Below are 25,168 nucleotides of genomic sequence, written 5' to 3'. Positions count from 1 at the left end.
TCGCCCTCTCGATCAATGCCCGGGCATTGATCTGCCGGGTTTCACGGCCGGAAAATGATGGAAGTGATCATTTTCCGGCCGTATGAGCGGGGCCCCGACGCGACGCCCTTCCCCGGATCATCCCCCCATCTGCTGCATCAGCACGGCGTCCGACACCCGGCCGCGGTAGCGGATGGTGCCGTCGGCGCCCAGACAGGCCCAGTCGCCGGTGAGGTAGTAGCGATGTCCATGGCGGAAGCGGTGGGCGGTGCGCTCCGGGGCGTTGGCGTAGCCGTCGAACCAGAACAGGGGCGAGTGGTCGCGGTCGATGGCGATCTCGCCGACGCCGCCCACCGGCGCCTCGCGCCCCTCGGCGTCCAGAACGACCACCCGGTACCCCGGCAGGGCGCGGCCCAGCGAGCCGGCGCCGGCCTCGGCCGGCTGGTCGGGGTCGTAGCGGTTGACGATGAAGACGCCGGTCTCGCTCTGCCCGTACTGGTCGAACAGGGGCACCTTCAGCGCCCCCGTCGCCCATTCCGTCAGGTCGGCGGGCAGCGGCTCGCCCACCGTGGAGAGCACGCGCAGGGCCAGTTGCGCCGGCACCACCGAAGGGTCGGCGTCGCGCAGGGTGCGCACCTGCGACGGTGCCGCCGTCAGGTTGGTGACGCCGTGCTTGGTCAGCACCCGGTAGCTCTGCCGCGCGTCGTAAGGGCCGTCGCAGAAGATGGTGGTGCGGCCCAGCAGCAGCGGCCCGATCAGACCGTAAAACACGCCGTAGGCCCAGCCGGGGTCGGCCATGTTCCAGTACGTGTCGTCGTCGCGCAGGTCGAGGCCGACGCGCATGTACTGCTCCACCCCCGCCAGCGCCCAGACGCAGACCGGGATTCCCAGCGGATGGCGGTCGGTTTCCGGCGTGTAGATCAGCGCGAAGGGATCGTCGACGCCGTAACTCGCCACCGTGTCCAGCGGGGCGGCATCGTGCAGGGCGGACCAGAAGGGAACGGCGTCGGCGCTGCCGTTGGCGAATCCCTCCTCGCTCTCCACCGTGACGACCGAGCGGCGGCCGGCGGGGTCCCGCGGGATCTTGTGGCGCAGCGAATCGCGGGTGACGACGACGCGCGCCGCGCTGTCGGCCAGCCGCACCGCCACCGCCGGCGGGTCGAAGGTGGTGAACAGCGGCATGTACACCGCCCCCAGCCGCCACGCCGCCACCGCGGTGATCAGCAGCTCCGGCCCCTTGGGCAGCAGCACCGCCACCCGGTCGCCTCTGGCCACCCCCAGCCCGGCCAGCACGCTGGCCAGGCGGCGCGATTCGCGGGCGAGGCGGGCGAAGCTCAGCTCGGTGGTCTGGCCGGCCACGTTCTCGTGCAGCAGGGCGGCGCGGCCGCCGCGCCCGCGCAGGTGGCGGTCGCACAGCAGGGTGGCCACCGCCACCTCCTTGCCGCGGTACTCGGCCCGGGAATAGGCCGACGCGCTGACCTCCGGCGCGGCCGAGCGGTAGCGCGCCGCCGCCGCCCGCCCCAGCGCCGCCAGTTCCCGCCCCGGATGGTAGCGCCGCGTCGCCTCGTCCTGCTCCAGCAGCCCTTCGCGCACCAGCGCGGCCAGCATGCGGTGGGTGGTGGCCTTGGTCAGGCCGGCCGCCGCCATCAGGTCGGCCAGGCGCGCACCCGCCTCCCCCTTGGCGGCGACGACGCGCAGCAGGGCGATGGCGCGCTCCAGACTCTGGGTGCCGGCTCCGTTGGATCGGGGCTCGGTCATGGCGGTGGTCCTCCCGTCGGCGTGATCGTTCCATAATATGGACCGTCACGCGGAAAATCAGCGCAAAACTTATGCGGCGCGGGAATATCAGTGTTGAAAACGAGTTCTGTATCGCTATACTGAGCACCTGTTGGTTCGACGAACGGTCCATATGGTGGACCTCGCAACGGACCGGACGGCCGCAGCCGGCGCCGCCGCCACGGCCCCAACGATAAGATCGAGCAAGGGAGACGACATGTCGGGTGCACCCGTCGCAACGCCACCGGACCGGGCCGGCGAGGCCGCCGGCAACCCGATTTTCGAGGCGCGCAACGTCTCGCTGCGCTTCGGCGGTGTCCGCGCGCTCACCGAGGTCAGCTTCCACATCAACAAGGGGGAGCTGTTCTCCATCATCGGCCCGAACGGGGCCGGCAAGACCTCGATGGTCAACTGCATCTCCGGCCGCTACCGCCCGACCGAGGGGCGGGTGTTCTTCAAGGGCAAGGACATCACGGACATGACGCCCAACCACCGGGCGTCCCTGGGCATCGGCCGCACCTTCCAGAACCTGGCGCTGTTCGGGCACATGACGGTGCTGGACAACATCATGGTGGGCCGCCACCACCTGCTGAAGAACAACTTCCTGACCGGCGCGCTCTACTGGTTCACCGGGGCGCGGCAGGAGGAGCTGGCGCACCGCCGCGAGGTCGAGGAGATCATCGACTTCCTGGAGATCCAGCACGTCCGCAAGGCCACCGCCGGCACCCTGTCCTACGGCCTGCGCAAGCGGGTGGAGCTGGCGCGCGCCGTGGCGCTGAAGCCCGACCTCATCCTCCTGGACGAGCCGATGGCCGGCATGAACCTGGAGGAGAAGGAGGACATGGCCCGCTACATCGTCGACCTCAACGAGGAGTGGGGAATGACGGTGGTGATGATCGAACACGACATGGGCGTGGTCATGGACATCTCGCACCGCGTCATGGTGCTCGACTTCGGCCGCAAGATCGCCGAGGGCTCGCCGGAGGAGGTGCTCGCCGATCCCCGCGTGCGCACCGCCTATCTGGGCGAGGAGGACGAAACCGACGACGTTCAGCAGGAGGTCGCGTGATGAGCGCCCACACCCTTCCCGATACGGCCGTCCACGACACCCTGCCCAAGCTGCTGAGCCTCCACGCCCGCGAGCACGGCGACGAGGTGGCGATGCGGGAGAAGGACTTCGGCATCTGGCGGCCGCTGACCTGGGCGCAGATGGAGGCGCGCACCCGCGCCTTCACGCTGGGGCTGGTGCAGCTCGGCGTGAAGCGCGGCGACGTGGTCGGGCTGATCGGCGACAACCGGCCGGACTGGGTGATGGGCGAAATCGCCGCCCACGCCCTGGGCGGCATGAGCCTGGGCATCTACCGCGACGCCATGGACGAGGAGGTGGCCTACCTCATCACCTACGCCGACGTGGCCGTGGTCATCGCCGAGGACGAGGAGCAGGTCGACAAGCTGCTGAACCTGGGCGACCGGCTGCCGACGCTGCGCCACATCATCTATTCCGACCCGCGCGGCATGCGCAAATACCACGACCCGCGCCTGATGGAGGCGGCGGAGCTGGTGCGCCGGGGCGAGGCCCTGCACGCGGAGAAGCCCGGCCTCTACGCCGAGCTGGTGGCGGCCGGCAAGGGCGAGGACGTGGCGGTGCTGTGCACCACGTCGGGTACCACCTCGAACCCGAAGCTGGCCATGCTGCCGGCCGGGCGGCTGCTGCGCCACTGCGCCAGCTACCTGTCGGTGGACCCCAAGGGGCCGGAGGACGAGTACGTCTCGGTGCTGCCGCTGTCGTGGATCATGGAGCAGATCTACGCAGTGGGCATGGGCATGCTGTCGCGCATGCGCGTGAACTTCGTCGAGGAAGCCGAGACGATGATGAACGACTTCCGCGAGATCGGGCCCAGCTTCGTGCTGTTCGCCCCGCGCCTGTGGGAGGCCATCGCCGCCGACGTGCGCGCCCGCATCATGGATGCCTCGCCCTTCAAGCAGACCATGTACGACTACGGCATGAAGCTGGGGCTGGAGGCGCTGGCCGACGGGCGCCGCTCGCGCATCGCCGACCAGATCCTGTTCCGGGCGCTGCGCGACCGGCTGGGCTTCACCAACCTGAAGTCGGCCGCCACCGGCGGCGCCGCGCTGGGCCCGGACACCTTCCGGTTCTTCCAGGCGCTGGGCGTGCCGCTGCGCCAGATCTACGGCCAGACCGAGACGATGGGCGCCTATACCGTCCACCGCGGCGACGACGTGGACTTCGATTCGGTCGGCGTGCCCTTCGACGACGGCATCGAGGTGAAGGTCGAGAACCCCGACCAGAACGGCATCGGCGAGATCGTCACCCGCCATCCCAACATGTTCACCGGCTATTACCGCAACGAGGCGGCGACCGTCGCCGACCTGCGCGACGGCTGGATGCACACCGGTGACGCCGGCTACTTCGACAAGAAGGGCCATCTGGTCATCATCGACCGCATCAAGGACATCGCCACCACGGCCGGCGGCAACCGCTTCAGCCCCCAGTACATCGAGAACAAGCTGAAGTTCAGCCCCTACGTCGCCGAAGCCGTCATCCTCGGCGACCGCCGCGACTACCTGGCGGCCATCGTCTGCATCCGGTTCTCCATCGTGGCCAAATGGGCCGAGAAGAACCGCATCACCTTCACCACCTATTCCGACCTGGCGTCCAAGCCGCAGGTCTACGAACTGCTGCGGGCCGAAGTGGAGAAGGTCAACGCCACCCTGCCGGAGTTCCAGCGCGTCTCCAAGTTCCTGCTCCTCTACAAGGAGCTGGACGCCGACGACGGCGAGCTGACGCGCACCCGCAAGGTGCGGCGCGGCGTCATCGCCGAGAAGTACGGCGACATCATCGACGCCATCTACTCCGACCGGCCGGCGATCGACGTGGACACGACGATCACCTTCCAGGACGGCACGAAACAGCGCATCCGCACCACGCTGAAGGTCGTCGACCTTCAGTCCCCCGCCACCCCGCCGGCGCGCAAGACGCAGCCGGTGGCCGCCTGACGCGGGGAAAGGAGCTTCACCGATGAACTTCGAACTGCTGTTCCAGCTCCTCATCAACGGCGTGATCGTCGGCGCGCTCTACGGCGTCGTCGCCATGTCGTTCGTGCTGATCTACAAGGCCAGCCGCATCGTCAACTTCGCCCAGGGCGAGTTCCTGCTGATCGGCGCGTGGACCTGCTGGTGGCTGCTGACCTCCTGGCAGTTGCCCTTCTGGATCGGTTTCCCGATCACGCTGGCCTTCATGATGGCGTTCGGCATCCTGCTGCAGGTGGTCGTGCTGCGGCCGATGATCGGTGAGCCGATCATCTCCGTCATCATGGTCACCATCGGCCTGTCGATCGTCTTCCAGGCCCTGATGAAGTGGATCTTCGGCGTCTTCGCCAAGCCCTTCCCGCCGATCTTCGCCAGCCAGACCATGAGCATCTTCGGCCTGGACGTGCAGACGGTGTACATCGCCAGCCTGGTGGTCTCGCTGCTGATCATGGCCGGCTTCGGCTGGTTCTTCAAATACTCCAAGATGGGCCTGGCGATGCGGGCCACCGCCTTCGACCAGCAGGTGGCGCAGTCGCTGGGCATCTCCGTGCGCCAGGTGTTCGCCATGAGCTGGGCCATCTCCGCCATGGTGTCGGCGGTGGCCGGCGTGGTGGTGGGCGTGGTGAACGGCGTGTCGTCCGCGCTGTCCTTCTTCGGCATCAAGGTGTTCCCGGCGGTCATCCTCGGCGGCCTCGACAGCGTGGTCGGCGCGGTGCTCGGCGGGCTGATCGTCGGCCTCCTGGAGAACTTCGCCCACTTCATCGACAGCCAATGGTTGAACTGGGGCAACATGTACGAGATCGCCCCCTTCTACGTCCTGATCATCATCCTGATGATCAAGCCGTACGGCCTCTTCGGCACCAAAGACATCGAGCGCGTGTGAGGAGGCGCAGACCATGGCCGGCACGACCCTGATCCCCAGCGGCGATTTCAAGACCAGCTACGGCGCCGACACGACCGTCTTCCCGACGGCGACCAGCCGCAACGCCGCCATCCTCGGCGTGGCGGTGCTGCTCGCGGCCCCCCTGGTGTTCGACAACTACTGGCTCAACCTGCTGATCCAGATCGGCTATCTCGGCATCGCGGCGCTCGGGCTGAACATCCTGGTGGGCTTCACCGGGCAGATCTCCATCGGCCACGCCGCCTTCTTCGGCTTCGGCGCCTTCGCGTCGGCGTGGCTGTCCAACAGCTTCGCCATCCCCGTGGCGCTGGCCATCCCCCTGGCCGGCGTCATGACCACGGCGGTCGGGCTGATCTTCGGCATTCCCGCCGCCCGGCTGAAGGGCCTGTATCTCGCCATCGCCACCCTGGCGGCGCAGTACATCCTGCAGGACTTCTTCGCCCGCGCCGGCTGGTTCACCGGCGGCGTGGCCGGCACCATCGCCGAGCCGTTCTCGCTGTTCGGCTACGACTTCGACACCGACGCCAGCTACTTCTACGTGGTGCTGGCCTACGTGGTGGTGATGTTCCTGCTGGCCACCAACCTGATGCGCACCCGCGACGGCCGGGCGCTGGTGGCGGTCCGCGACCACTACCTGTCGGCCGAGATCATGGGCATCAACCTGACCAAGTACCGCACCATGTCGTTCGGCATCTCGGCCTTCTACGCCGGGATCGGCGGTGCCCTCTACGCCCATTACCTGCAGTTCGTGTCGGTGGAAGGCTTCACCATCCTCTTCTCGATCCAGTTCCTCGGCATGATCATCATCGGCGGCCTGGGCTCGATCATGGGCTCGCTGATGGGGACCGCGTTCATGGTGCTCCTGCCGGAGACCATGCAGGCGCTGACCGACAGCCTGTCGGGCACCGTCATCGACCGCGCACTGAACCTGAAGGACTCCGTGGCCTTCCTGCGTGAAATGGCCATCGGCGTCGTCATCATCCTCTTCCTGGTGTTCGAGCCCGACGGGCTGGCCCACCGCTGGAAGCAGATCAAGGCGTACTGGAAACTCTATCCCTTCTCCCACTGAGTTCCCGGGCATCGGGCGCTCCAACACCGTCAGACAGCCAACCGGAGGAAACGAGAACATGCTCACCAGGAAGACCGCGCTGCTCGCGACCGTCGCCGCGCTGACCTTCGCCGCCCCGGCGCTCGCCGCCGACATCCCGGTCGGCCACCTCGCCGACTATTCCGGCGCGACCTCCGACGTCGGCCAGCCCTTCGGCCAGGGCGTCGCCGACGCGCTCGCCTACATCAACAAGCAGGGCGGGGTGAACGGCAACCGTCTGGCGGTGGAGACGGTCGACTACTCCTACCAGGCGCCGCGCGCCATCAGCCAGTACAAGAAGTGGGCGTCGGGCAGCGGCAAGGCGGCGGCCATCCAGGGCTGGGGCACCGCCGACACCGAGGCGCTGACCGCCTTCGTCGCCAAGGACGAGATCCCCTACTACTCCGGTTCCTACTCCGGCCATCTGACCGACCCGACGGGCGCGGCCGGCCACGGCAAGGGCGCGCCGTACAACTTCTTCTACGGCCCCTCCTACTCCGACGCGGTGCGCGCCATGCTGATGTGGGCGGCCGACGACTGGAAGGCCAAGGGCGGGCAGGGCAAGCCCAAGTACGTTCACATGGGCGCCAACCACCCCTACCCCAACGCCCCCAAGGAGGCCGGCGAGAAGCTGGCGGCGGAGCTGGGCTTCGACGTGCTGCCGGCGGTGCAGTTCGCCCTGACCCCCGGTGACTACACGGCCCAGTGCCTGACGCTGAAGGACTCCGGCGCCAACTACGCCTATCTCGGCAACACCGCGGGCTCCAACATCTCGGTGCTGAAGGCGTGCGACACGGTCGGCGCCAAGGTGCAGTTCCTCGGCAACGTCTGGGGCATGGACGAGAACGCCATGAAGGCGGCCGGCAAGGCGGCCGACGGCGTGGTCTTCCCCGTCCGCACCGGCGCCATCTGGGGCGGCGACGCGCCGGGCATGAAGACGGTGCAGGAGATCTCGGCCGTCTCCGACTCCTCGGGCAACGCCTACCGTCCGGTGCACTATGTGGCCGGCATCTGCTCGGCCTTCTACATGAAGGAGGCGATGGACTGGGCGGTGCAGAACGGCGGCGTCAACGGTCCGAACATCAAGAAGGGCATGTACCAGAAGACCGACTGGGTGCCCGCCGGGCTGGAGGGCGTGTGCGTTCCCTCGACCTGGACGGACGCCGATCACCGCGGCACCAACGTGGTGAACCTGTACCGTGCCAAGGTCACCGGCCCGACCGAGGCGGCGGTGCCGGAGCTGATGAAGAGCGGCGCCACGGCCCTGGAGAAGATCGCCACCATCGAGGTGCCGCGCAAGGCCGAGTGGCTGGGCTGGTAATCCCGCGTCCCGTGGAACCGCCCGCCGCCGGGCGGGCGGTTCCACCCCTTCCGAGCAACGTTCCAGGTGCCGCATGACCCACGCCGCCACGGCCGTTCCGGCTGCCCCCAAATCCGCCGCGCAAGCCACCGTCCCGGCCAGGGCTCCGCTGCTCAGCGTCAACAACATCGAGGTCGTCTACAACGACGTCATCCTGGTGCTCCGCGGCCTGTCGCTGGAGGTGCCGGAGGGCGAGATCGTCGCCCTGCTGGGCGCCAACGGCGCCGGCAAGTCGACGACGCTGAAGGCCATCTCCGGCCTTCTCAAGACCGAGGACGGCGAGGTCACGCGGGGCGACATCACGTTCGCCGGCGAGCGCATCAACGGCATCGACCCCGACGCCATCGTGCGCCGCGGCATCTTCCAGGTGATGGAGGGGCGCCGCATCATCGGCGACATGACCTGCCAGGAGAACCTGCGCCTGGGCGCCTTCACCCGCTCCGACGGGGCGGTGAAGAACGACATCGACATGGTCTACCACTACTTCCCCCGCCTGAAGGAGCGCACGGGTCTGGCCGGCTACCTGTCGGGCGGCGAGCAGCAGATGCTGGCCATCGGCCGCGCCATGATGGCGCGCCCCAAGCTGATCCTGATGGACGAGCCGTCCATGGGCCTGTCGCCGCTGATGGTGAAGGAGGTGTTCTCCATCATCCAGCGCATCAACCGCGACCTGGGCGTCACCATCCTGCTGGTGGAACAGAACGCCCGCATGGCTTTGCAGGCGGCGGTGCGCGGCTACATCATGGAAAGCGGCAAGGTCGTGCTCGACGGCACCGCCGAGGACCTGAAGAACAACGAGGACGTGAAGGAGTTCTACCTCGGCGGCGGCAACGAAGAGCGCAAGAGCTTCAAGAACCTGAAAAGCTTCAAGCGCCGCAAGCGGTGGATCTGAGCCGCCGCGCCGGACAAGGGAAAACGAATACCCATGGGCGATTTCTACGACACTCTCGAAACGCGCACCCCGGACGAACGGGAGACCGCGCTGTTCGCGGCCCTGCCGGAGCAGATCGCCCACGCCAGGGCGAGCGCCCCCTACTTCGCGTCCCTGCTGGCCGAGGTGGACCCGGCCTCGGTGCGCGACCGGGCGGCGCTGGCGGCCCTGCCGGTGACGCGCAAGGCGGACCTGATCGCCCTGCAAAAGGCGGCGCCGCCCTTCGGCGGGCTGGCGGCGGTCGCGGTCGGTGAGCTGGCGCGCGTCTTCGCGTCCCCCGGCCCGATCCACGACCCGGAGCCCCACGGCCGTGACCCCTGGCGCACGGCGCGCGCCCTCTACGCCACCGGCCTGCGCAAGGGCGACCTGGTGCAGAACTGTTTCGCCTACCACCTCACCCCGGCCGGCTCCATGTTCGAGACGGGGGCGCACGCCATCGGCTGCGCCGTCATCCCCGCCGGCACCGGCAACACCGAGATGCAGGCGCAGGTCGCCGCGGCGTTGCGGCCGCGCGGCTACATCGGCACGCCCGACTTCCTCAAGCTGATCCTGGAGAAGGCGGACGAGCTGGCGCTCGACGCCTCCTGCCTCGCCGTCGGCCACGTCACCGGCGGCCCCTACCTGCCCGACGCCCGCGCCTTCTACCAGAGCCGCGGCATCGACGTGTACCAGAGCTACGGCACCGCCGACCTGGGCATCGTTGCCTACGAGACCGCCGCGCGCGCCGGCCTGGTGGTGGACGAGGGGGTGATCGTGGAGATCGTGCGTCCCGGCACCGGCGACCCCGTCCCGGACGGCGAGGTGGGGGAGGTGGTGGTCACCACCTTCAACCGCGCCTACCCGCTGGTCCGCTTCGCCACCGGCGACCTGTCCGCCGTGCTGCCGGGCACCAGCCCGTGCGGGCGCACCAACATGCGCCTGAAGGGCTGGATGGGCCGCGCCGACCAGACGACCAAGATCAAGGGCATGTTCGTCCACCCCGGGCAGGTGGCGGAGGTGGTGCGCCGCCACCCCGAGATTGCCCGCGCCCGCCTGGTGGTCGGACGGGCCGACGCCAATGACACCATGACGCTTCGTTGCGAGGTGCCGGACCCCGGCGATACACTGGCGGCGGCCGTGCGCGAGACGCTGGCCTCCGTCACCAAGCTGAAAGGGGTGGTGGAGTTCGTCGCCCCCGGTGGCCTGCCCAACGACGGCAAGGTCATCGAAGACGCCCGCGCCTGAACCAAAAAGACACGAACGACACCAAGGACGCACCCTATGACCGCCGATCTCGCCATCCAGCTCGACCCCTTCGCGCTGGCCCGCAGCCTGTCCGGATACAATCTGGTGGACGGCGCCTTCCGCCCCGCCGCGTCCGGCCGGACCTTCCCCGTCGTCAACCCGGCCACCGGCGAGGAGGTGGCGCAGGCCCCCTTCAGCGAGGAGGCCGACGTGGACGCCGCCGTCGCCGCGGCGAAGGTCGCCCAGAAGGCGTGGGCCAAGCGCCCGGCGCGCGAACGCGGCAAGTTGGTCGCCGCATGCGGTCAGGCGCTGATGGAGCGGGTGGAGGAGCTGGGGCGCCTGGTGGCGCTGGAGACCGGCAAGGCCCTGCGCACGGAATCGCGGGTCGAGGCGTCGGTGCTGGCCGACATGTTCGTCTTCTTCGGCGGTCTGGCGTCGGAGCTGAAGGGCGAGACGGTGCCCTTCAACCCCAACATGCTGACCATGACCGTGCGCGAGCCGGTGGGCGTGGTCGGCTCCATCATCCCGTGGAACGTGCCGCTGCTGCTGATGGCGATGAAGATCGCCCCGGCGCTGGTCGCCGGCAACGCCGTGGTGGTCAAGTCGGCCGAGGAGTCGCCGCTGACCGTGCTGCGCGTCGTGCAGATCATGAACACGATCCTGCCGGCCGGCCTCGTCAACATCCTCGCCGGCTACGGGCCGGAGTGCGGTGCGCCGCTGGTCGCCCACAGGGACGTGAAGAAGGTGACGTTCACCGGTTCGGTGGAAACCGGCCGGATCGTCTACAAGGCGGCCGCAGAGAAGCTGATCCCGGTGACGCTGGAACTGGGCGGCAAGAGCCCGATGATCGTCTGCGCCGATGCCGACCTGGCGCGGGCGGTGGACGGCGCCATCGCCGGCATGCGCTTCACCCGCCAGGGGCAGAGCTGCACGGCGTCGTCGCGCCTGTTCGTCCATGACAGCATCCACGACGCCTTCGTCGAGCGGCTGAAGGCCAGGGTCGACGCCATGAAGATGGGCGACCCGCTGGACGAGGCGACCGACATCGGCACCATCGTGTCGCCCCAGCAGCTCGACCGCGTGCGCTCCTACATCGCGCTGGGCAAGCAGGGGGCGGGCGTCACGGCGCACGAATGCTCGGCCATGCCCGACGACCCGAAGCTGGCCAAGGGGCTGTTCGTGCGCCCCGTCATCTTCACCGGCGTCACCAACGACGACCGCGTCGCGCGCGAGGAGATCTTCGGCCCCGTCTGCTGCGTCATCCGCTGGACCGACTACGAGGAGGTCATCGCCGCCGCCAACGACAGCGAGTACGGCCTGGCCGCCACCGTGTGGACCAACGACCTGAAGCTGGCCCTGGACGCCGTCCACCGGCTGGAGGCGGGCTTCGTGCAGGTCAACCAGAACCTGGTGGTGCAGCCCAACCTCAGCTACGGCGGCGTCAAGACCTCGGGCCTGGGCAAGGAGGCGTCCCTGGAGTCGATGCTGGAGCACTTCACCCACAAGAAGACGATCATCATCAACATGACGTGATGGCTGACCGTCGTTCCCTCCCCCGGCTTCGCCGGGGGAGGGAACGACGGATGCGGCACTTGTCCCGTGCCTGACCATACGGTACCGTATGGACCGTGTCGCCCCGGCGGTTCCGGGGCCAAGAACGTCCTTCGATGGGGAGGCCCTGCGCATGCTGTCCAACCAGTACCCGACGCTGAACTTCGATCTCGGCGAGACCGCCGACATGCTGCGTTCCTCGGTGGCGTCCTTCGCCGCCGACGAGATCGCGCCGCGGGCGGCCGACATCGACCGGGAGAACGACTTTCCCGCCGATCTCTGGCGCAAGATGGGCGACCTCGGCATCCTCGGCGTGACCGTGGAGGAGGAGTACGGCGGCGCCGGCATGGGCTATCTGGAGCATGTGGTGGCGATGGAGGAGGTCTCCCGCGCCTCGGCCTCCGTCGGCCTCAGCTACGGCGCCCACTCCAACCTCTGCGTCAACCAGATCCGCCGCAACGGCAACCAGGCGCAGAAGACGAAGTACCTGCCCAAGCTGATCTCGGGAGAGCACGTCGGCGCGCTCGCCATGTCGGAGCCGGGGGCGGGCTCGGACGTGGTCTCCATGCGCCTGCGCGCGGAGAAGAAGGGCGACCGCTACGTCCTCAACGGCACCAAGATGTGGATCACCAACGGGCCGGAGGCCGACACGCTGGTGGTCTACGCCAAGACCGACCCCGAGGCCGGCCCCCGCGGCATCACCACCTTCATCATCGAGAAGGGGATGAAGGGCTTCTCGGTGGCGCAGAAGCTGGACAAGCTGGGCATGCGCGGCTCCAACACCGGCGAGCTGGTGTTCGAGGATTGCGAGGTGCCGGAGGAGAACGTGCTGGGCGCCGTCGGCAAGGGCGTCAACGTGCTGATGTCCGGTCTCGATTACGAGCGGGCGGTGCTGGCCGCCGGACCCGTCGGCATCATGCAGGCGTGCATGGACGTGGTCATCCCCTACATCCACGACCGCAAGCAGTTCGGCCAGTCGATCGGCGAGTTCCAGCTCATGCAGGGCAAGATCGCCGACATGTACACGACCATGAACGCCTGCAAGGCGTACGTGTACGCCGTCGCCAAGGCGTGCGACCGCGGCGAGACCACCCGCAAGGACGCCGCCGGCGTGATCCTGTACGCCGCCGAAAAGGCCACCTGGATGGCGCTGGAGGCCATTCAATGCCTGGGCGGCAACGGCTACATCAATGAGTATCCGACCGGCCGCCTGCTGCGCGACGCCAAGCTCTACGAGATCGGGGCCGGCACCAGCGAGATCCGCCGCATGCTGATCGGCCGCGAACTGTTCAACGAGACGAAGTAAGGACGCCCATTCCATGACCGATCCCATCGTCATCGCCGGCGCCGCCCGCACGCCCATGGGCGGCTTCCAGGGGGACCTGCAGGCCCTGACCGCTTCGGAGCTGGGGGCGGCCGCCATCCGGGCCGCGGTCGAGCGGGCGCGCATCGCGCCCGAGGACGTGGGCGAGGTGATCATGGGCTGCGTCCTGCCGGCCGGCCAGGGCCAGGCCCCGGCCCGCCAGGCGGCGCTGGGCGCCGGCCTGCCGCAGGGCACCGGCTGCACCACCGTCAACAAGATGTGCGGCTCCGGCATGAAGGCCGCCATGTTCGCCCACGACCTGATCGCGGCGGGCAGCGCCGACATCATGGTCGCCGGCGGCATGGAGAGCATGACCAACGCCCCCTACCTGCTGGACCGGGCGCGCGGCGGCTACCGCATGGGGCATGGCCGGGTGCTGGACCACATGTTCCTGGACGGGCTGGAGGATGCCTACGACAAGGGCCGCCTGATGGGCACCTTCGCCGAGGACTGCGCCCGGTCCTATCAGTTCACCCGCGAGGCCCAGGACGCCTACGCCATCGCGAGCCTGGAGCGGGCGCGCCGCGCCACCCTGGACGGCGGGTTCGCGGCCGAGATCGTCCCCGTCACCGTCGCCGGCCGCAAGGGCGACACGGTGGTGGACCGGGACGAGCAGCCGCTGAAGGGCCAGCCCGACAAGATCCCGCTGCTGAAGCCGGCCTTCCGCAAGGACGGCACGGTGACGGCCGCCAACGCCTCCTCCATCTCCGACGGTGCGGCGGCGCTGGTGCTGATGCGCCGCTCGCAGGCGGAGCGGCGCGGCCTGCCGGTTCTGGCGGAGATCCGGGGCCACGCGACCCATGCTCAGGCGCCGGCCCTGTTCACGACCGCCCCCGTCTTCGCCATCCGCACGCTGCTGGAAAAGACGGGCTGGGACGCCCGCGACGTGGACCTCTACGAGGTGAACGAGGCGTTCGCCGTGGTCGCCATGGCGGCCATGCGCGACCTGGACCTGCCGCACGACAAGGTGAACGTCCACGGCGGGGCGTGCGCGCTGGGCCACCCCATCGGCGCTTCGGGTGCGCGCATCCTGGTGACGCTGCTGGCGGCCATGGAGAAGTACGGCCTGAAGAAGGGCGTGGCGTCGCTGTGCATCGGCGGCGGCGAAGCCACGGCCATGGCGGTGGAGCGGGTGTAACGCACGTCACTCCCTCCCCCGCCGGAGGCGGGGGAGGGAGAAGAAGAACAAGGGGGGAGGAAACCATGCGCCTCAGCGAAGAGCAGACGATGGTGCGCGACATGGCGCGCGCCTTCGCCACGGAGCGGCTGGCCCCGACCGCGGCGGAGCGGGACCGCACGCACGCCTTCCCGAAGGAGGAACTGGCCGAGATGGGCCGGCTCGGCCTCATGGGCATGGTGGTGCCGGAGGAGTGGGACGGGGCGGGGACCGACTACGTCTCCTATGCCCTGGCGATCGAGGAGATCGCCGCCGGCGACGGCGCCGTCTCCACCATCATGAGCGTGCACAACTCCGTCGGCTGCATGCCGATCCTCAGGTTCGGCTCGACCGAGCAGAAGCAGGAGTGGCTGCGCCCTATGGCGCGCGGCGAGAAGCTCGGCTGCTTCTGCCTGACCGAGCCGGCGGCCGGCTCCGACGCCGCCGCCATCAAGACCAGGGCGCGGCGTGACGGCAACCACTGGGTGCTCAGCGGCACCAAGCAGTTCATCACGTCCGGCCGCAACGCCGACCTCGCCATCGTCTTCGCGGTGTCCGACCCGGAGCGCGGCAAGAAGGGCATCACCGCCTTCCTGGTGCCGACGGACACGCCGGGGTTCCGGGTGGCGCGGGTCGAGGACAAGCTGGGGCAGAACTGCTCCGACACCTGCCAGATGACGCTGGACGAGGTGCGCATCCCCGCCGACCTGATGCTGGGTGACGAGGGGGCGGGGTACCGCATCGCGCTGGCCAACCTGGAGGGCGGGCGCATCGGCATCGCCGCCCAGGCCGTCGGCATGGCCCGATCCGCGTTCGAGCACGCCCGGCGCTACGCCCTGGAGCGGCAGAGCTTCGGCACCGTCATCGCCAACCACCAGGCGGTGGCCTTCCGCCTGGCCGACATGGCGACGCAGGTCGAGGCGGCGCACCAGCTCGTGCTGCACGCGGCGTCCTTGCGCGACGCCGGGGAGCCGTGCCTGAAGGAGGCGTCCATGGCCAAGCTCTTCGCCTCGGAGATGGCGGAGCGCGTGTGCTCCGACGCCATCCAGATCCACGGCGGCTACGGCTATCTCAACGATTTCCCGGTGGAGCGGATCTACCGCGACGTCCGGGTCTGCCAGATCTACGAAGGCACCAGCGACATCCAGCGGCTGGTCATCGGCCGCGCGCTGCTGGCCGAATGAGAAACGGGAGAGCAGGGGAATGACCGTCCTGAAGAGCGCCGTCAGCGTGCGCTCGCCCGAGTTCCAGGCGAACGCCGAGGCGATGGCCGGGCTCGTCGCCGATCTGCGCGCCACCGTGGCGCGGATCAAGCAGGGCGGCGGCGACAAGGCGCGCGACAAGCACCTGTCGCGCGGCAAGCTGCTGCCGCGCGAGCGCGTCCGCCAGCTCCTCGACGTGGGCTCGCCGTTCCTGGAGCTGTCGCAGCTCGCCGCCCACGGGGTCTACCCCGAGGACGTGCCGGCCGCCGGCATCATCACCGGCATCGGCTCGGTCTGCGGGCGCGAGGTGATGGTGGTGGTCAACGACGCCACCGTGAAGGGCGGGACCTATTTCCCCCTCACCGTCAAGAAGCACCTGCGCGCCCAGGAGATCGCGGAGCAGAACAACCTGCCCTGCGTCTACCTGGTGGATTCCGGCGGCGCCAACCTGCCCAACCAGGACGAGGTCTTCCCCGACCGCGACCATTTCGGCCGCATCTTCTTCAACCAGGCCACCATGTCGGCGAAGGGCATCCCGCAGATCGCCGTGGTGATGGGAAGCTGCACCGCCGGCGGCGCCTATGTGCCCGCCATGTCGGACGAGGCGGTGATCGTGCGCAACCAGGGCACCATCTTCCTGGGCGGCCCGCCCCTGGTGAAGGCGGCGACCGGCGAGGTGGTGTCGGCCGAGGATCTGGGCGGCGCCGACGTCCACTCCCGCACCTCGGGCGTGACCGACCATTACGCGCTGAACGACGCCCACGCCCTGGCCACCGCCCGGCGCATCGTCGGCAACCTGAACCGCGTCAAGTCCGTCGGCCTCGACATCCGCGCGCCGGAGGAGCCCCTGTACGACCCGCGCGAGCTGTACGGCATCATCCCCGCCGACCCGCGCAAGCCCTTCGACGTGCGCGAGGTGATCGCCCGCGTGGTCGACGGCTCCCGCTTCGACGAGTTCAAGCCGCTCTACGGCAGCACGCTGGTCACCGGCTTCGCCCACATCTTCGGCTATCCCGTGGGCATCATCGCCAACAACGGCATCCTGTTCTCCGAAAGCGCGCTGAAGGGCGCCCACTTCGTGGAGCTGTGCTGCCAGCGCCGCATTCCGCTGATCTTCCTGCAGAACATCACCGGCTTCATGGTCGGCCGCAAGTACGAGGCCGGCGGCATCGCCAAGGACGGCGCCAAGCTGGTGACGGCGGTGGCCTGCGCGCAGGTGCCGAAGTTCACCATGATCATCGGCGGCTCCTTCGGGGCCGGCAACTACGGCATGTGCGGGCGCGCCTACTCCCCGCGCTTCCTGTGGATGTGGCCCAACGGCCGCATCTCCGTCATGGGCGGCGAGCAGGCGGCCAACGTGCTGGCGCAGGTCCGGCGCGACAACCTGGAGGCCCGGGGCGAGACCTGGCCGGCCGGGGAGGAGGAGGCGTTCAAGGCCCCCATCCGCCGCCAGTACGAGACGCAAGGGCATCCCTACTACGCCTCCGCCCGGCTGTGGGACGACGGCATCGTCGATCCGGCCGACACGCGCATGGTGCTGGGGCTGGGCCTCTCCGCCTCCCTCAACGCCCCCGTTCCCGCGACGCCGTTCGGCGTCTTCCGCATGTGAGGAGTCGGGCATGAGCAACATTCTCGTCACCCGCGCCGGCGGCGTCGCCACCATCGCGCTGAACCGGCCGGAGCGGCACAACGCCTTCGACGACGTGCTGATCGCCGACCTCACCGGGGCCTTCGCCGGGGTGGGCGAGGACCCGGAGGTGCGCGCGGTCGTGCTGGAATCCGCGGGCCCCAGCTTTTCCGCCGGGGCCGATCTCGGCTGGATGAAGCGCATGGCCGGCTACTCCCACGAGGAGAACCTGCGCGACGCCATGGCGCTCGCCGCGCTGATGCAGACCATCGACCGCTGCCCGAAGCCGACGCTGGCGGTGGTGCAGGGCGCGGCCTACGGCGGCGGCGTCGGGCTGATCGCGGCCTGCGACATCGCCGTGGCGTCCGACGCCGCGGTGTTCTCCCTGTCGGAGGTGAAGCTGGGGCTGATCCCCGCGGTCATCAGCCCCTACGTGATCGCCGCCATGGGCGAGCGCGCCTGTCGCCGCTACTTCCTGACGGCGGAACGCTTCACCGCCGCCGAGGCGCACCGGCTGGGGCTGGTGCACGAGATCGTCGCGGCGGACGGGCTGGCCGGGGCGCGCGACCGCATCCTCAAGCGCCTGTTCGAGTGCGGCCCGGCGGCGCAGGCCGCGGCCAAGGACCTGATCGCCGCGGTGGCCCGCCGGCCGACCGACGAGGCGGTGATGGCCGACACGGCGCGCCGCATCGCGGCCGTCCGCGCCTCGGACGAGGGGCGCGAGGGCGTGGGCGCCTTCCTGGAGAAACGTGACCCGAAGTGGCGGAGCTGACCGGCATGTTCGACAAGATCCTGATCGCCAACCGCGGCGAGATCGCCTGCCGGGTGATCAAAACCGCCCGCCGGCTGGGCATCCGCACCGTGGCCGTCTATTCCGAAGCCGATGCCCGTGCCCGCCACGTGGAGATGGCCGACGAGGCCGTGTGCATCGGCCCGGCCCCGGCCGCCGAAAGCTATCTGCGCGGGGAGCGCGTGCTGGAGGTGGCGAAACGCACCGGCGCGCAGGCCATCCACCCCGGCTACGGCTTCCTGTCGGAGAACGCCGGCTTCGCCGAGGCGTGCGCCGCCGCCGGCGTCGTCTTCATCGGCCCGCCGACCGAGGCGATCCGCGTCATGGGCTCCAAGGCGGAATCCAAGCGCGTCATGACCGGCGCCGACGTGCCGCTGGTGCCCGGCTTCCACGGGCAGGCGCAGGACCTCGACACCCTGGCGGCGGAGGCGGAGCGCATCGGCTTCCCCGTGCTGGTCAAGGCGTCGGCCGGCGGCGGCGGCAAGGGAATGCGCGTGGTGCGCGAGGCGGCGGCCTTCGCCGACGCCGTGGCGGGCGCCAAGCGGGAGGCCAGGGCGGCCTTCGGTGACGACAGCGTGCTGCTGGAAAAGTACCTGACCCGGCCGCGCCATGTGGAGATCCAGGTCTTCGCCGACACCCACGGCAACTGCGTCTATCTGTTCGAGCGCGACTGCTCCCTCCAGCGCCGCCACCAGAAGGTGATCGAGGAGGCGCCGGCCCCCGACCTGCCCGACGCCCTGCGCACCCGCATGGGCGAGGCGGCGGTGGCGGCCGCCCGGGCCGTCGGCTACGTCGGCGCCGGCACGGTGGAGTTCCTCTACGAAGACGGCGGCTTCTACTTCATCGAGATGAACACCCGCTTGCAGGTGGAGCATCCGGTGACCGAGATGATCACCGGCCTGGACCTGGTGGAGTGGCAGATCCGCGTGGCCGCCGGGGAGCCCCTGCCGCTGACCCAGGACCGGCTGACCCGCCGCGGCCACGCCTTCGAGGCGCGCCTCTACGCCGAGGACCCGCAGCGCGACTTCCTGCCGGCCATCGGCCGGCTCGTCCACCTGCGCCCGCCGGAGGAGAGCGCCCATGTGCGCGTCGACACCGGCGTGCGCCAGGGCGACGAGGTGTCCATGTACTACGACCCGATGATCGCCAAGCTGATCGTCTGGGACGAGACGCGCGACGCCGCCCTGCGCCGCCTGCGCACCGCCCTGGCCGCCTACGAGGTGGTGGGGGTGACGACCAACGTCGCCTTCCTCGGCGCCATCGCCGGGCATCCGGCGTTCCGGGCGCGGGAGATCGACACCGGCTTCATCGACCGTTACCGCGCCGACCTGGTGCCGGCGCCGGCGCCGGTGCCGGCGCGCGGGCTGGTGCTGGCGTCGCTGGCGGTGCTGCTGGCCCGCGGTGCCACGGCGGTGCGCACGGCCGGCGACCCCTGGTCGCCCTGGCGCATGGTCAACGGCTGGCGGCTCAACGACGACAACCACCACGACCTGCGTTTCCGGGATAGCGACGAGCTGCGGGCGGTGACGCTGCACTTCCGGCCCGAAGGGTACGAGGTGGAACTGGGCGGCGCGGCGCCGGTCCGCGTCACCGGGGCGCGGTACGAGAGCGGGGCCCTGGCGGCGGTGATCGACGGGGTGCGGGTGCGCGCCACCGTGGTGGCGCAGGGGCATGACCTGACCATCCTCAGCGACGGTTCGGTGTGGCGCCTGACCCTGGACGACCCGTCGGCCCGCGCGGCGGACGCCGAGGGCGGCTCCGGCCGTCTCACGGCACCCATGCCGGGGACGGTGGTGCGGGTGCTGGCCGAGCCCGGACAGGCGGTGGAGCGCGGCACCCCGCTGATGCTGTTGGAAGCCATGAAAATGGAACACACCATCACCGCCCCCGGACGCGGTACGGTGCGATCGGTCAGCTACGCCGCCGGCGACCAGGTGTCGGAAGGCGTTGAGCTGCTGGTGATCGACATCGAAGAGGAGGGCTGAGGTGCGCATTCCCGCTCGCGTCCGCATGGTGGAGGTGGGGCCGCGCGACGGCCTGCAGAACGAGAAGACCATGGTTCCCACCGCGGTAAAGGTGGAGCTGGTCGACCGCCTGTCCGCCGCCGGCCTGCCGGTGGTCGAGGCCGGCAGCTTCGTGTCGCCCAAGTGGGTGCCGCAGATGGCCGACAGCGCCGAGGTGATGCAGGCCATCGCCCGGCGTCCCGGCACCCGCTACGCCGTGCTGACCCCCAACCTGAAGGGGCTGGAGGGAGCGCTGGAGGCCCGCGCCGACGAGGTGGCGGTGTTCGGCGCGGCGTCGGAGAGTTTCTCGCGCAAGAACATCAACTGCTCGATCGCCGAGAGCCTGGAGCGCTTCGCGCCGGTCATGGAGCGGGCGCGGGCGGCGGGCGTGCCGGTGCGCGGCTATGTTTCCTGCGTGCTCGGCTGCCCCTACGAAGGGGAGATCGCGCCGGCTGCCGTCGCCGGCGTGGCGGCGCGCCTGATGGAGATGGGGTGCTACGAGGTGTCGCTGGGCGACACCATCGGCACGGGCACGCCGGGCAAGGCGCAGGCGATGATCGCCGCCGTGGCCGAGCGGGTGCCGCCGGAGAAGCTGGCCGTCCATTTCCACGACACCTACGGCCAGGCGCTGGCCAACATCCTGGCGGCGCTGGAGATGGGGGTGGCGGTGGTCGACAGCTCGGTCGCCGGCCTGGGCGGCTGCCCCTACGCCAAGGGGGCATCCGGCAACGTGGCCAGCGAGGACGTGCTGTACATGCTGAACGGTCTGGGCGTGGAGACGGGGGTCGACCTGGACGCCCTGATCGCCGCCGGTGCCTTCATCGGCGAGGCGCTGGGCCGGCCGACCGCATCGAAGGTGGCGCGCGCCCGCGGGTGTGCCTGAACCGATAGGGAAGGGGGGAAGCGATGGCCTTGAAGAACATCCTGGTGCACCTCGACGACGGCGAGCGCAGCGCCGAGCGTCTCGATCTGGCGGTCCGGCTGGCCGGAGTCCACGGTGCCCGCCTGACCGGCCTGTTCGCGCAGAGCGAAACGCTGGGTCCGGGGCTGGTGGCCCGCCGCCCCAGCGACCGGCTGGTGGACGCGGCGGAGCGGGCGAAGGCCGCCTTCACCGCGCGCACGGCGGAGGCCGGCGTGCCGGCCAAGTGGTGGCAGCTCGCCCACGGGGAATACGGCCACGTCATCGGCGAAACGGTGATCTGCAGCCGCTATTGCGACCTCGCGGTGCTGGGCCAGCACGACCCGGAGGCGCCGGCCCGCGTCCCCTCGCAGTTGACGGAGGAGGTGATCCTGCACGCCGGGCGTCCGGTGCTGGCGGTCCCCTACGCCGGGACGTTCGCCCATGTCGGCCACCGCGTCGTCGTCGCCTGGAACGCCAGCCGCGAGGCGGCGCGCGCCATCAACGACGCCATCCCGCTGATGCAGGGGGCCAAATCGGTGCTGGTGCTGGCCCTGCACGGTCACCACGGCACCGGCGAGAAGGGGCCGGTGCCGCAGGTCGACATCGTCGACCATCTGGCGGCCCACGGCATCGCCGCGACGCAGGAGCGCATGACGGTGGAGGACATGATGCCCATGGACGCCGTGCTCAACCGCATCTCCGACGAGGGTGCGGATCTTCTGGTGATGGGCGGCTTCGGCGGCTACGGCAGCGGCCCGTTCGGCCTGTTCGGCCGCGGTGCCAACACCCGCCACATTCTGCGTCAGATGACGGTGCCGGTGCTGTTCTCGCACTGACGGCGGCGCGCGGCGGCGGGGCGCGATGTGCGAACAATCGGAAAGGCTTGACCTCAGTCAAGGCCGCCGCCCCGCCACCCGGCGATCCTGCACCGGTCCATAAGGAGGGGAGCAGGACATGCAGACCGCACGGGCCGCCATCGGTCACAATTCCCGCAGCACCCGGATCGCCGTGGAGGTCAAGCTGTTCAACAGCCTGTCCCGGCACGGCAACGGCAAGCCGTTCCACGCCCTGGCCCTGAGCGCCGGCGCGACGGTGGGGGACGTGGTCCGACATTTCGCGATCCCGGCGGATTCGGTTTATCTGGTCCTGGTCAACGGGCGCGACGTCACGCGCACGCTGGGCGACGGCGTCAACCTCGACCGGGAACTGGACGACGGCGACGTGGTGGCCCTGTCCGGACCGGTTCCCTTCTCCTGGGGCTATGGCGCGGCCGTGGTATGATCACCCGTTGGCGGCCGGCTTTTCCACCGGCCCGGCCTCGGCACGCGGTTTGGCCGTCGTGTCGCCGGGCGAGAAGGCCGTCACGGTGCGGTCCAGCAGGTTGAACACCATCTCGCTGCCATAGCCACCGACGAAGGACAGGGCGTAGCGCGACAGGTTGTGCAGGGCGTTCATCGTCGTGTCCTCCAGCCCGGCCCCGCCGGCCATGTCGGGCGAGCGGATGAACCAGTGGATGGCCAGCCCGGCGACCACCCCGATGCTGACCCGCAGCCCGAAGCGCAGGCTGGCGTCCTCGGCCAGGGAGCCGCTGCGCAGGTCGTCGGAGAACCGGCGCAGGATGAAGACACTGGCGCCCAGCGCCCCGTAGAGTGCCGGCAGGATAAACACCTCCACGAAATGGGTGGCGTTGACCAGGGCACCGTAGTCGGCGAAATGCTGCGCGGTGTCGATCTCCCGCACCTGGCGGAGCGCCTCGTAATCGGTCGCCCCATCGACCGGGTCGACGCCACCCGGCAGCACCGTCAGGTACGATTGCATGACATGATCGTAGCCCTGGAGCTTGCTCAGAGCCAACTGGTACTCCGTCCGGGAGACCCGGCGGGTCGGGCAGCCGTCCGGACCGATGGCCGCGGCCGCACCGGCGGAGGCGGAGGGGGTGGCGGGCACGCTCCGCGCGGCGGCGCCGGTCCCGTCCGGCCGGCACTCCGGGCTGTCGCCGATCAGGTAGGCGGTCACCGTTTCACGCTGGTTGTGCATCGCGGTGACGAGCCCGGACATCGAAATGAACAGGCCCTGAACCGCCATCACCAGTAAAAGCAGCGCGATGAATCCGAGGTTGTAGCGGTTGCGCAGGGTCGTGGCCGCGATCACGTTGGCGCGCAGATAGCGGTAGGCGTGCCAGAAGCGCACCTCCAGCTCCGCCGGAAGCCCGCCGCCGGCCAGGGCGCGTTCGGTGGCGATGATCGTCTGGACCGTGTCGTCGGGTATCGGCACGAAACGGTCGGCCGCCAGGTGCAGCAGGTTGCGCGCTTCCGCCAAACGATCACGCACGTGGACCGCTCCGTTGCCCCCGTCATCCGCCGGAGAACCGGCCAGCGCGGTTGAGCCCATCAAGGGGGCGGGCAGGGTCGCATCACTCATGACGGCCTCGCGGAAAGGGGCGGATACGCATGCGCACGTATGCGGAATGACTGCAAAATTAGTGTCGATTGCTTATCGATACGCGAGCATCGGAGCGGTTTCAACATCCATGCGATCCCCGACCGAACGTCGTTCGGTTGTCACGAACCGCGGACCTGCCGTGGCACGGATTATTCCGAACGCACCCTTGACGGGACCGGCCGCCCACTCTTACCTTTACGTAAACGTCATTGACGGTCCGAAAGGAGTCGGGTGTGATGTCGGACCTTCATGCGTCCCCGCCGGTCAGCGGCGAGCGCACCTACGGGATCGGCGAACTGGCGGCGGAGTTCGGGCTGACGCTGCGCACCATCCGCCATTACGAGGACGAGGGGCTGCTGGTGCCGGCCCGCGACGGGCAGGCCCGCGTCTACACCCACCGCGACCGGGCGCGGCTGGCCCTGATCTGCCGCGGCAAGCGCCTCGGCTTCAGCCTCGCCGAGGTCAAGGAGTTCCTGAACCTCTACGACGTCGACGATGCGCAGGCGGAGCAGATGCGCTACCTGCAAAAGGCTGCCCGGCAGCGCATCGCCGCGCTGGAACGCCAGCTTCAGGACGTGCAGCAGACACTGGCCGAATTGCGCGCCATCGACGCCGAGATCGACGACCATCTGAACCGCCGGAGCCGGCACGAAGCGACCTCCAGGGAGGACAGCAACCGATGAAATCCGTGGTCATCGCGGGCTATGCCCGCTCCCCGTTCACCTTCGCCACCAAGGGAGAGCTGGCGCGGGTGCGCCCGGACGATCTGCTGGCCGGCGTCATGGCGGCGCTGGTGGCGCGCACCGGCCTCAACCCCGACGATCTGGAGGACGTGGCGGTGGGCTGCGCCTTTCCGGAAGGGGAGCAGGGCCTGAACGTCGCCCGCCTCGCCTCGTTCCTGGCCAAACTGCCGGAGACCGCGGGCGCCACCACGGTCAACCGCTTCTGCGGGTCGTCCATGCAGGCGATCCATCAGGCGGCCGGCGCCGTCGCCATGGGGGCGGGCGACCTGTTCCTGTGCGCCGGCGTGGAGTCTATGAGCCGGGTGCCCATGATGGGCTTCAACCCCATGCTCCACCCCGGTCTGGCGGAGGGCTATCCGGAAGCCTACTGCTCCATGGGCATCACGGCCGAGAACGTGGCCCGGCGCTATGGCATCGCCCGGGCGGAGCAGGAGGCGCTGGCCGCCGCCTCCCACGCCAGGGCTGCGGAAGCGCGCCTGCAGGGTCGGCTTGAGGCGGAGATCGTCCCGGTCGACGCTCCCGGCGGCCGCATCGCCGAGGACGGCTGCATCCGACCGGAAACGTCGGCGGAGTCCCTGGCCGCCCTGAAGCCGGCCTTCCTGGCCGAGGGCACGGTGACCGCCGGCACCTCCTCGCCGCTCACCGACGGGGCGGCCGCCGTCCTGGTGGCGAGCGAGGAATACGCCCGCGCCAACGGACTGCCGGTGCTGGCCCGCATCCGCTCCATTGCCGTTGCCGGCTGCGCGCCCGACGTCATGGGGCTGGGCCCCGTCCCGGCCGCGCGCAAGGCATTGGCGCGCGCCGGCCTGACCATCGGCGACATGGGCGTGGTGGAACTGAACGAGGCCTTCGCCTCCCAGGCCATCGCCTGCATCCGCGAACTGGGCGTCGACGAAGCGACCCTCAACCTCGATGGCGGTGCCATCGCGCTCGGCCATCCGCTGGGGGCGACGGGCGCGCGCATCACCGGCAAGGCGGCGGCGCTGCTGAAGCGCGAGGGCAAGCCGTTCGCCCTGGCCACCCAGTGCATCGGCGGCGGGCAGGGCATCGCCACCGTCCTCGAAGCGGTGTGAGGTCCGTC

At 69.8% G+C, this 25,168-nt stretch carries 21 protein-coding genes; 19 read left to right on the top strand and 2 right to left on the bottom strand.

What is annotated here, in order from left to right; translation table 11 throughout:
- Positions 1–117 precede the first annotated feature (117 nt).
- Positions 118–1,737: an AMP-binding protein gene (locus tag G472_RS0121530; RefSeq protein WP_029010030.1), complete on the bottom strand. Its 1,620-nt coding sequence runs from the start codon at positions 1,735–1,737 to the stop codon at positions 118–120.
- Between the two features lie 235 nt (positions 1,738–1,972).
- Here G472_RS0121530 and G472_RS0121525 point away from each other — a divergent pair, with 235 nt between their 5' ends.
- From G472_RS0121525 to G472_RS34790, 17 genes are all read left to right on the top strand, one after another.
- Positions 1,973–2,824 carry an ABC transporter ATP-binding protein gene (locus G472_RS0121525; RefSeq protein ID WP_084536824.1) on the top strand — a complete coding sequence of 284 codons (852 nt, stop codon included), beginning with the start codon at positions 1,973–1,975 and terminating at the stop codon, positions 2,822–2,824.
- Positions 2,824–4,773 (top strand): long-chain fatty acid--CoA ligase, encoded by a 1,950-nt coding sequence (locus G472_RS0121520; protein WP_035693341.1) that lies wholly within the window; start codon positions 2,824–2,826, stop codon positions 4,771–4,773. The genes G472_RS0121525 and G472_RS0121520 overlap by 1 nt, the downstream gene beginning before the upstream one ends.
- A 22-nt stretch (positions 4,774–4,795) precedes the next feature.
- Positions 4,796–5,689: a branched-chain amino acid ABC transporter permease gene (locus G472_RS0121515; RefSeq protein ID WP_029010027.1), complete on the top strand. Its 894-nt coding sequence runs from the start codon at positions 4,796–4,798 to the stop codon at positions 5,687–5,689.
- 13 nt (positions 5,690–5,702) lie between these two features.
- Positions 5,703–6,776 carry a branched-chain amino acid ABC transporter permease gene (locus tag G472_RS0121510; RefSeq protein ID WP_029010026.1) on the top strand — a complete coding sequence of 358 codons (1,074 nt, stop codon included), beginning with the start codon at positions 5,703–5,705 and terminating at the stop codon, positions 6,774–6,776.
- A 58-nt stretch (positions 6,777–6,834) separates the two neighbouring features.
- Positions 6,835–8,115: an ABC transporter substrate-binding protein gene (locus G472_RS0121505; RefSeq protein WP_029010025.1), complete on the top strand. Its 1,281-nt coding sequence runs from the start codon at positions 6,835–6,837 to the stop codon at positions 8,113–8,115.
- A 73-nt stretch (positions 8,116–8,188) separates the two neighbouring features.
- The gene (locus G472_RS0121500) at positions 8,189–9,046 is read left to right on the top strand and encodes an ABC transporter ATP-binding protein (protein WP_029010024.1); all 858 of its coding nucleotides are present in this window, start codon (positions 8,189–8,191) and stop codon (positions 9,044–9,046) included.
- A gap of 33 nt (positions 9,047–9,079) precedes the next feature.
- On the top strand, positions 9,080–10,309 hold the full coding sequence (locus G472_RS0121495; RefSeq protein ID WP_029010023.1) for a phenylacetate--CoA ligase family protein: 1,230 nt from the start codon (positions 9,080–9,082) through the stop codon (positions 10,307–10,309).
- 36 nt (positions 10,310–10,345) lie between these two features.
- Positions 10,346–11,842, top strand: a complete 1,497-nt coding sequence (locus G472_RS0121490; protein WP_029010022.1) for an aldehyde dehydrogenase family protein — start codon at positions 10,346–10,348, stop codon at positions 11,840–11,842.
- Between the two features lie 151 nt (positions 11,843–11,993).
- Positions 11,994–13,166 carry an isovaleryl-CoA dehydrogenase gene (locus G472_RS0121485; RefSeq protein ID WP_029010021.1) on the top strand — a complete coding sequence of 391 codons (1,173 nt, stop codon included), beginning with the start codon at positions 11,994–11,996 and terminating at the stop codon, positions 13,164–13,166.
- 13 nt (positions 13,167–13,179) lie between these two features.
- Entirely contained in the window at positions 13,180–14,361 is a 1,182-nt protein-coding gene (locus tag G472_RS0121480; protein ID WP_029010020.1) for an acetyl-CoA C-acetyltransferase, read from the top strand.
- A 65-nt stretch (positions 14,362–14,426) separates the two neighbouring features.
- Positions 14,427–15,563: an acyl-CoA dehydrogenase gene (locus G472_RS0121475; protein ID WP_029010019.1), complete on the top strand. Its 1,137-nt coding sequence runs from the start codon at positions 14,427–14,429 to the stop codon at positions 15,561–15,563.
- A gap of 19 nt (positions 15,564–15,582) precedes the next feature.
- Entirely contained in the window at positions 15,583–17,190 is a 1,608-nt protein-coding gene (locus G472_RS0121470; RefSeq protein ID WP_029010018.1) for a carboxyl transferase domain-containing protein, read from the top strand.
- A gap of 10 nt (positions 17,191–17,200) precedes the next feature.
- Complete coding sequence (locus tag G472_RS0121465) at positions 17,201–17,980, top strand: enoyl-CoA hydratase/isomerase family protein (protein ID WP_029010017.1); 780 nt, start codon at positions 17,201–17,203, stop codon at positions 17,978–17,980.
- A gap of 5 nt (positions 17,981–17,985) precedes the next feature.
- Positions 17,986–19,983, top strand: coding sequence for an acetyl-CoA carboxylase biotin carboxylase subunit (locus tag G472_RS0121460; RefSeq protein ID WP_029010016.1), 1,998 nt, complete (start codon positions 17,986–17,988; stop codon positions 19,981–19,983).
- A gap of 1 nt (position 19,984) precedes the next feature.
- On the top strand, positions 19,985–20,884 hold the full coding sequence (locus tag G472_RS0121455; RefSeq protein WP_029010015.1) for a hydroxymethylglutaryl-CoA lyase: 900 nt from the start codon (positions 19,985–19,987) through the stop codon (positions 20,882–20,884).
- 23 nt (positions 20,885–20,907) lie between these two features.
- Positions 20,908–21,738, top strand: coding sequence for a universal stress protein (locus G472_RS0121450; RefSeq protein WP_029010014.1), 831 nt, complete (start codon positions 20,908–20,910; stop codon positions 21,736–21,738).
- A gap of 118 nt (positions 21,739–21,856) precedes the next feature.
- The gene (locus G472_RS34790; protein ID WP_035693339.1) at positions 21,857–22,183 is read left to right on the top strand and encodes a MoaD/ThiS family protein; all 327 of its coding nucleotides are present in this window, start codon (positions 21,857–21,859) and stop codon (positions 22,181–22,183) included.
- Here the strand turns inward: G472_RS34790 and G472_RS0121440 are convergent, their stop codons facing one another.
- Positions 22,184–23,233, bottom strand: a complete 1,050-nt coding sequence (locus tag G472_RS0121440; RefSeq protein ID WP_156927203.1) for a hypothetical protein — start codon at positions 23,231–23,233, stop codon at positions 22,184–22,186.
- 347 nt (positions 23,234–23,580) lie between these two features.
- On the opposite strand from G472_RS0121440, the gene G472_RS34785 reads away from it, so the two are divergent.
- Complete coding sequence (locus G472_RS34785; protein WP_035693336.1) at positions 23,581–24,027, top strand: MerR family transcriptional regulator; 447 nt, start codon at positions 23,581–23,583, stop codon at positions 24,025–24,027.
- A complete protein-coding gene (locus tag G472_RS0121430) occupies positions 24,024–25,160 on the top strand; it encodes a thiolase family protein (protein WP_029010012.1) in 1,137 nt (378 codons plus the stop codon). The genes G472_RS34785 and G472_RS0121430 overlap by 4 nt, the downstream gene beginning before the upstream one ends.
- Positions 25,161–25,168 lie beyond the last annotated feature (8 nt).

It is taken from the genome of Azospirillum halopraeferens DSM 3675 (assembly GCF_000429625.1).
In the GTDB taxonomy this organism is placed as follows: domain Bacteria; phylum Pseudomonadota; class Alphaproteobacteria; order Azospirillales; family Azospirillaceae; genus Azospirillum; species Azospirillum halopraeferens.
This window is presented reverse-complemented; position numbering and strand designations above follow the sequence as displayed.

Excerpts from the sequence above, each read along its gene's own strand:
- G472_RS34785 (WP_035693336.1), top strand. The coding sequence starts at position 23,581 with ATGTCGGACCTTCATGCGTCCCCGCCGGTCAGCGGCGAGCGCACCTAC.
- G472_RS0121450 (WP_029010014.1), top strand. The coding sequence starts at position 20,908 with ATGGCCTTGAAGAACATCCTGGTGCACCTCGACGACGGCGAGCGCAGC.
- G472_RS34790 (WP_035693339.1), top strand. The coding sequence starts at position 21,857 with ATGCAGACCGCACGGGCCGCCATCGGTCACAATTCCCGCAGCACCCGG.
- G472_RS0121485 (WP_029010021.1), top strand. The coding sequence starts at position 11,994 with ATGCTGTCCAACCAGTACCCGACGCTGAACTTCGATCTCGGCGAGACC.
- G472_RS0121475 (WP_029010019.1), top strand. The coding sequence starts at position 14,427 with ATGCGCCTCAGCGAAGAGCAGACGATGGTGCGCGACATGGCGCGCGCC.
- G472_RS0121510 (WP_029010026.1), top strand. The coding sequence starts at position 5,703 with ATGGCCGGCACGACCCTGATCCCCAGCGGCGATTTCAAGACCAGCTAC.
- G472_RS0121530 (WP_029010030.1), bottom strand. The coding sequence starts at position 1,737 with ATGACCGAGCCCCGATCCAACGGAGCCGGCACCCAGAGTCTGGAGCGC.
- G472_RS0121505 (WP_029010025.1), top strand. The coding sequence starts at position 6,835 with ATGCTCACCAGGAAGACCGCGCTGCTCGCGACCGTCGCCGCGCTGACC.
- G472_RS0121490 (WP_029010022.1), top strand. The coding sequence starts at position 10,346 with ATGACCGCCGATCTCGCCATCCAGCTCGACCCCTTCGCGCTGGCCCGC.
- G472_RS0121515 (WP_029010027.1), top strand. The coding sequence starts at position 4,796 with ATGAACTTCGAACTGCTGTTCCAGCTCCTCATCAACGGCGTGATCGTC.
- G472_RS0121480 (WP_029010020.1), top strand. The coding sequence starts at position 13,180 with ATGACCGATCCCATCGTCATCGCCGGCGCCGCCCGCACGCCCATGGGC.
- G472_RS0121525 (WP_084536824.1), top strand. The coding sequence starts at position 1,973 with ATGTCGGGTGCACCCGTCGCAACGCCACCGGACCGGGCCGGCGAGGCC.
- G472_RS0121430 (WP_029010012.1), top strand. The coding sequence starts at position 24,024 with ATGAAATCCGTGGTCATCGCGGGCTATGCCCGCTCCCCGTTCACCTTC.
- G472_RS0121460 (WP_029010016.1), top strand. The coding sequence starts at position 17,986 with ATGTTCGACAAGATCCTGATCGCCAACCGCGGCGAGATCGCCTGCCGG.
- G472_RS0121500 (WP_029010024.1), top strand. The coding sequence starts at position 8,189 with ATGACCCACGCCGCCACGGCCGTTCCGGCTGCCCCCAAATCCGCCGCG.
- G472_RS0121470 (WP_029010018.1), top strand. The coding sequence starts at position 15,583 with ATGACCGTCCTGAAGAGCGCCGTCAGCGTGCGCTCGCCCGAGTTCCAG.
- G472_RS0121465 (WP_029010017.1), top strand. The coding sequence starts at position 17,201 with ATGAGCAACATTCTCGTCACCCGCGCCGGCGGCGTCGCCACCATCGCG.
- G472_RS0121495 (WP_029010023.1), top strand. The coding sequence starts at position 9,080 with ATGGGCGATTTCTACGACACTCTCGAAACGCGCACCCCGGACGAACGG.
- G472_RS0121520 (WP_035693341.1), top strand. The coding sequence starts at position 2,824 with ATGAGCGCCCACACCCTTCCCGATACGGCCGTCCACGACACCCTGCCC.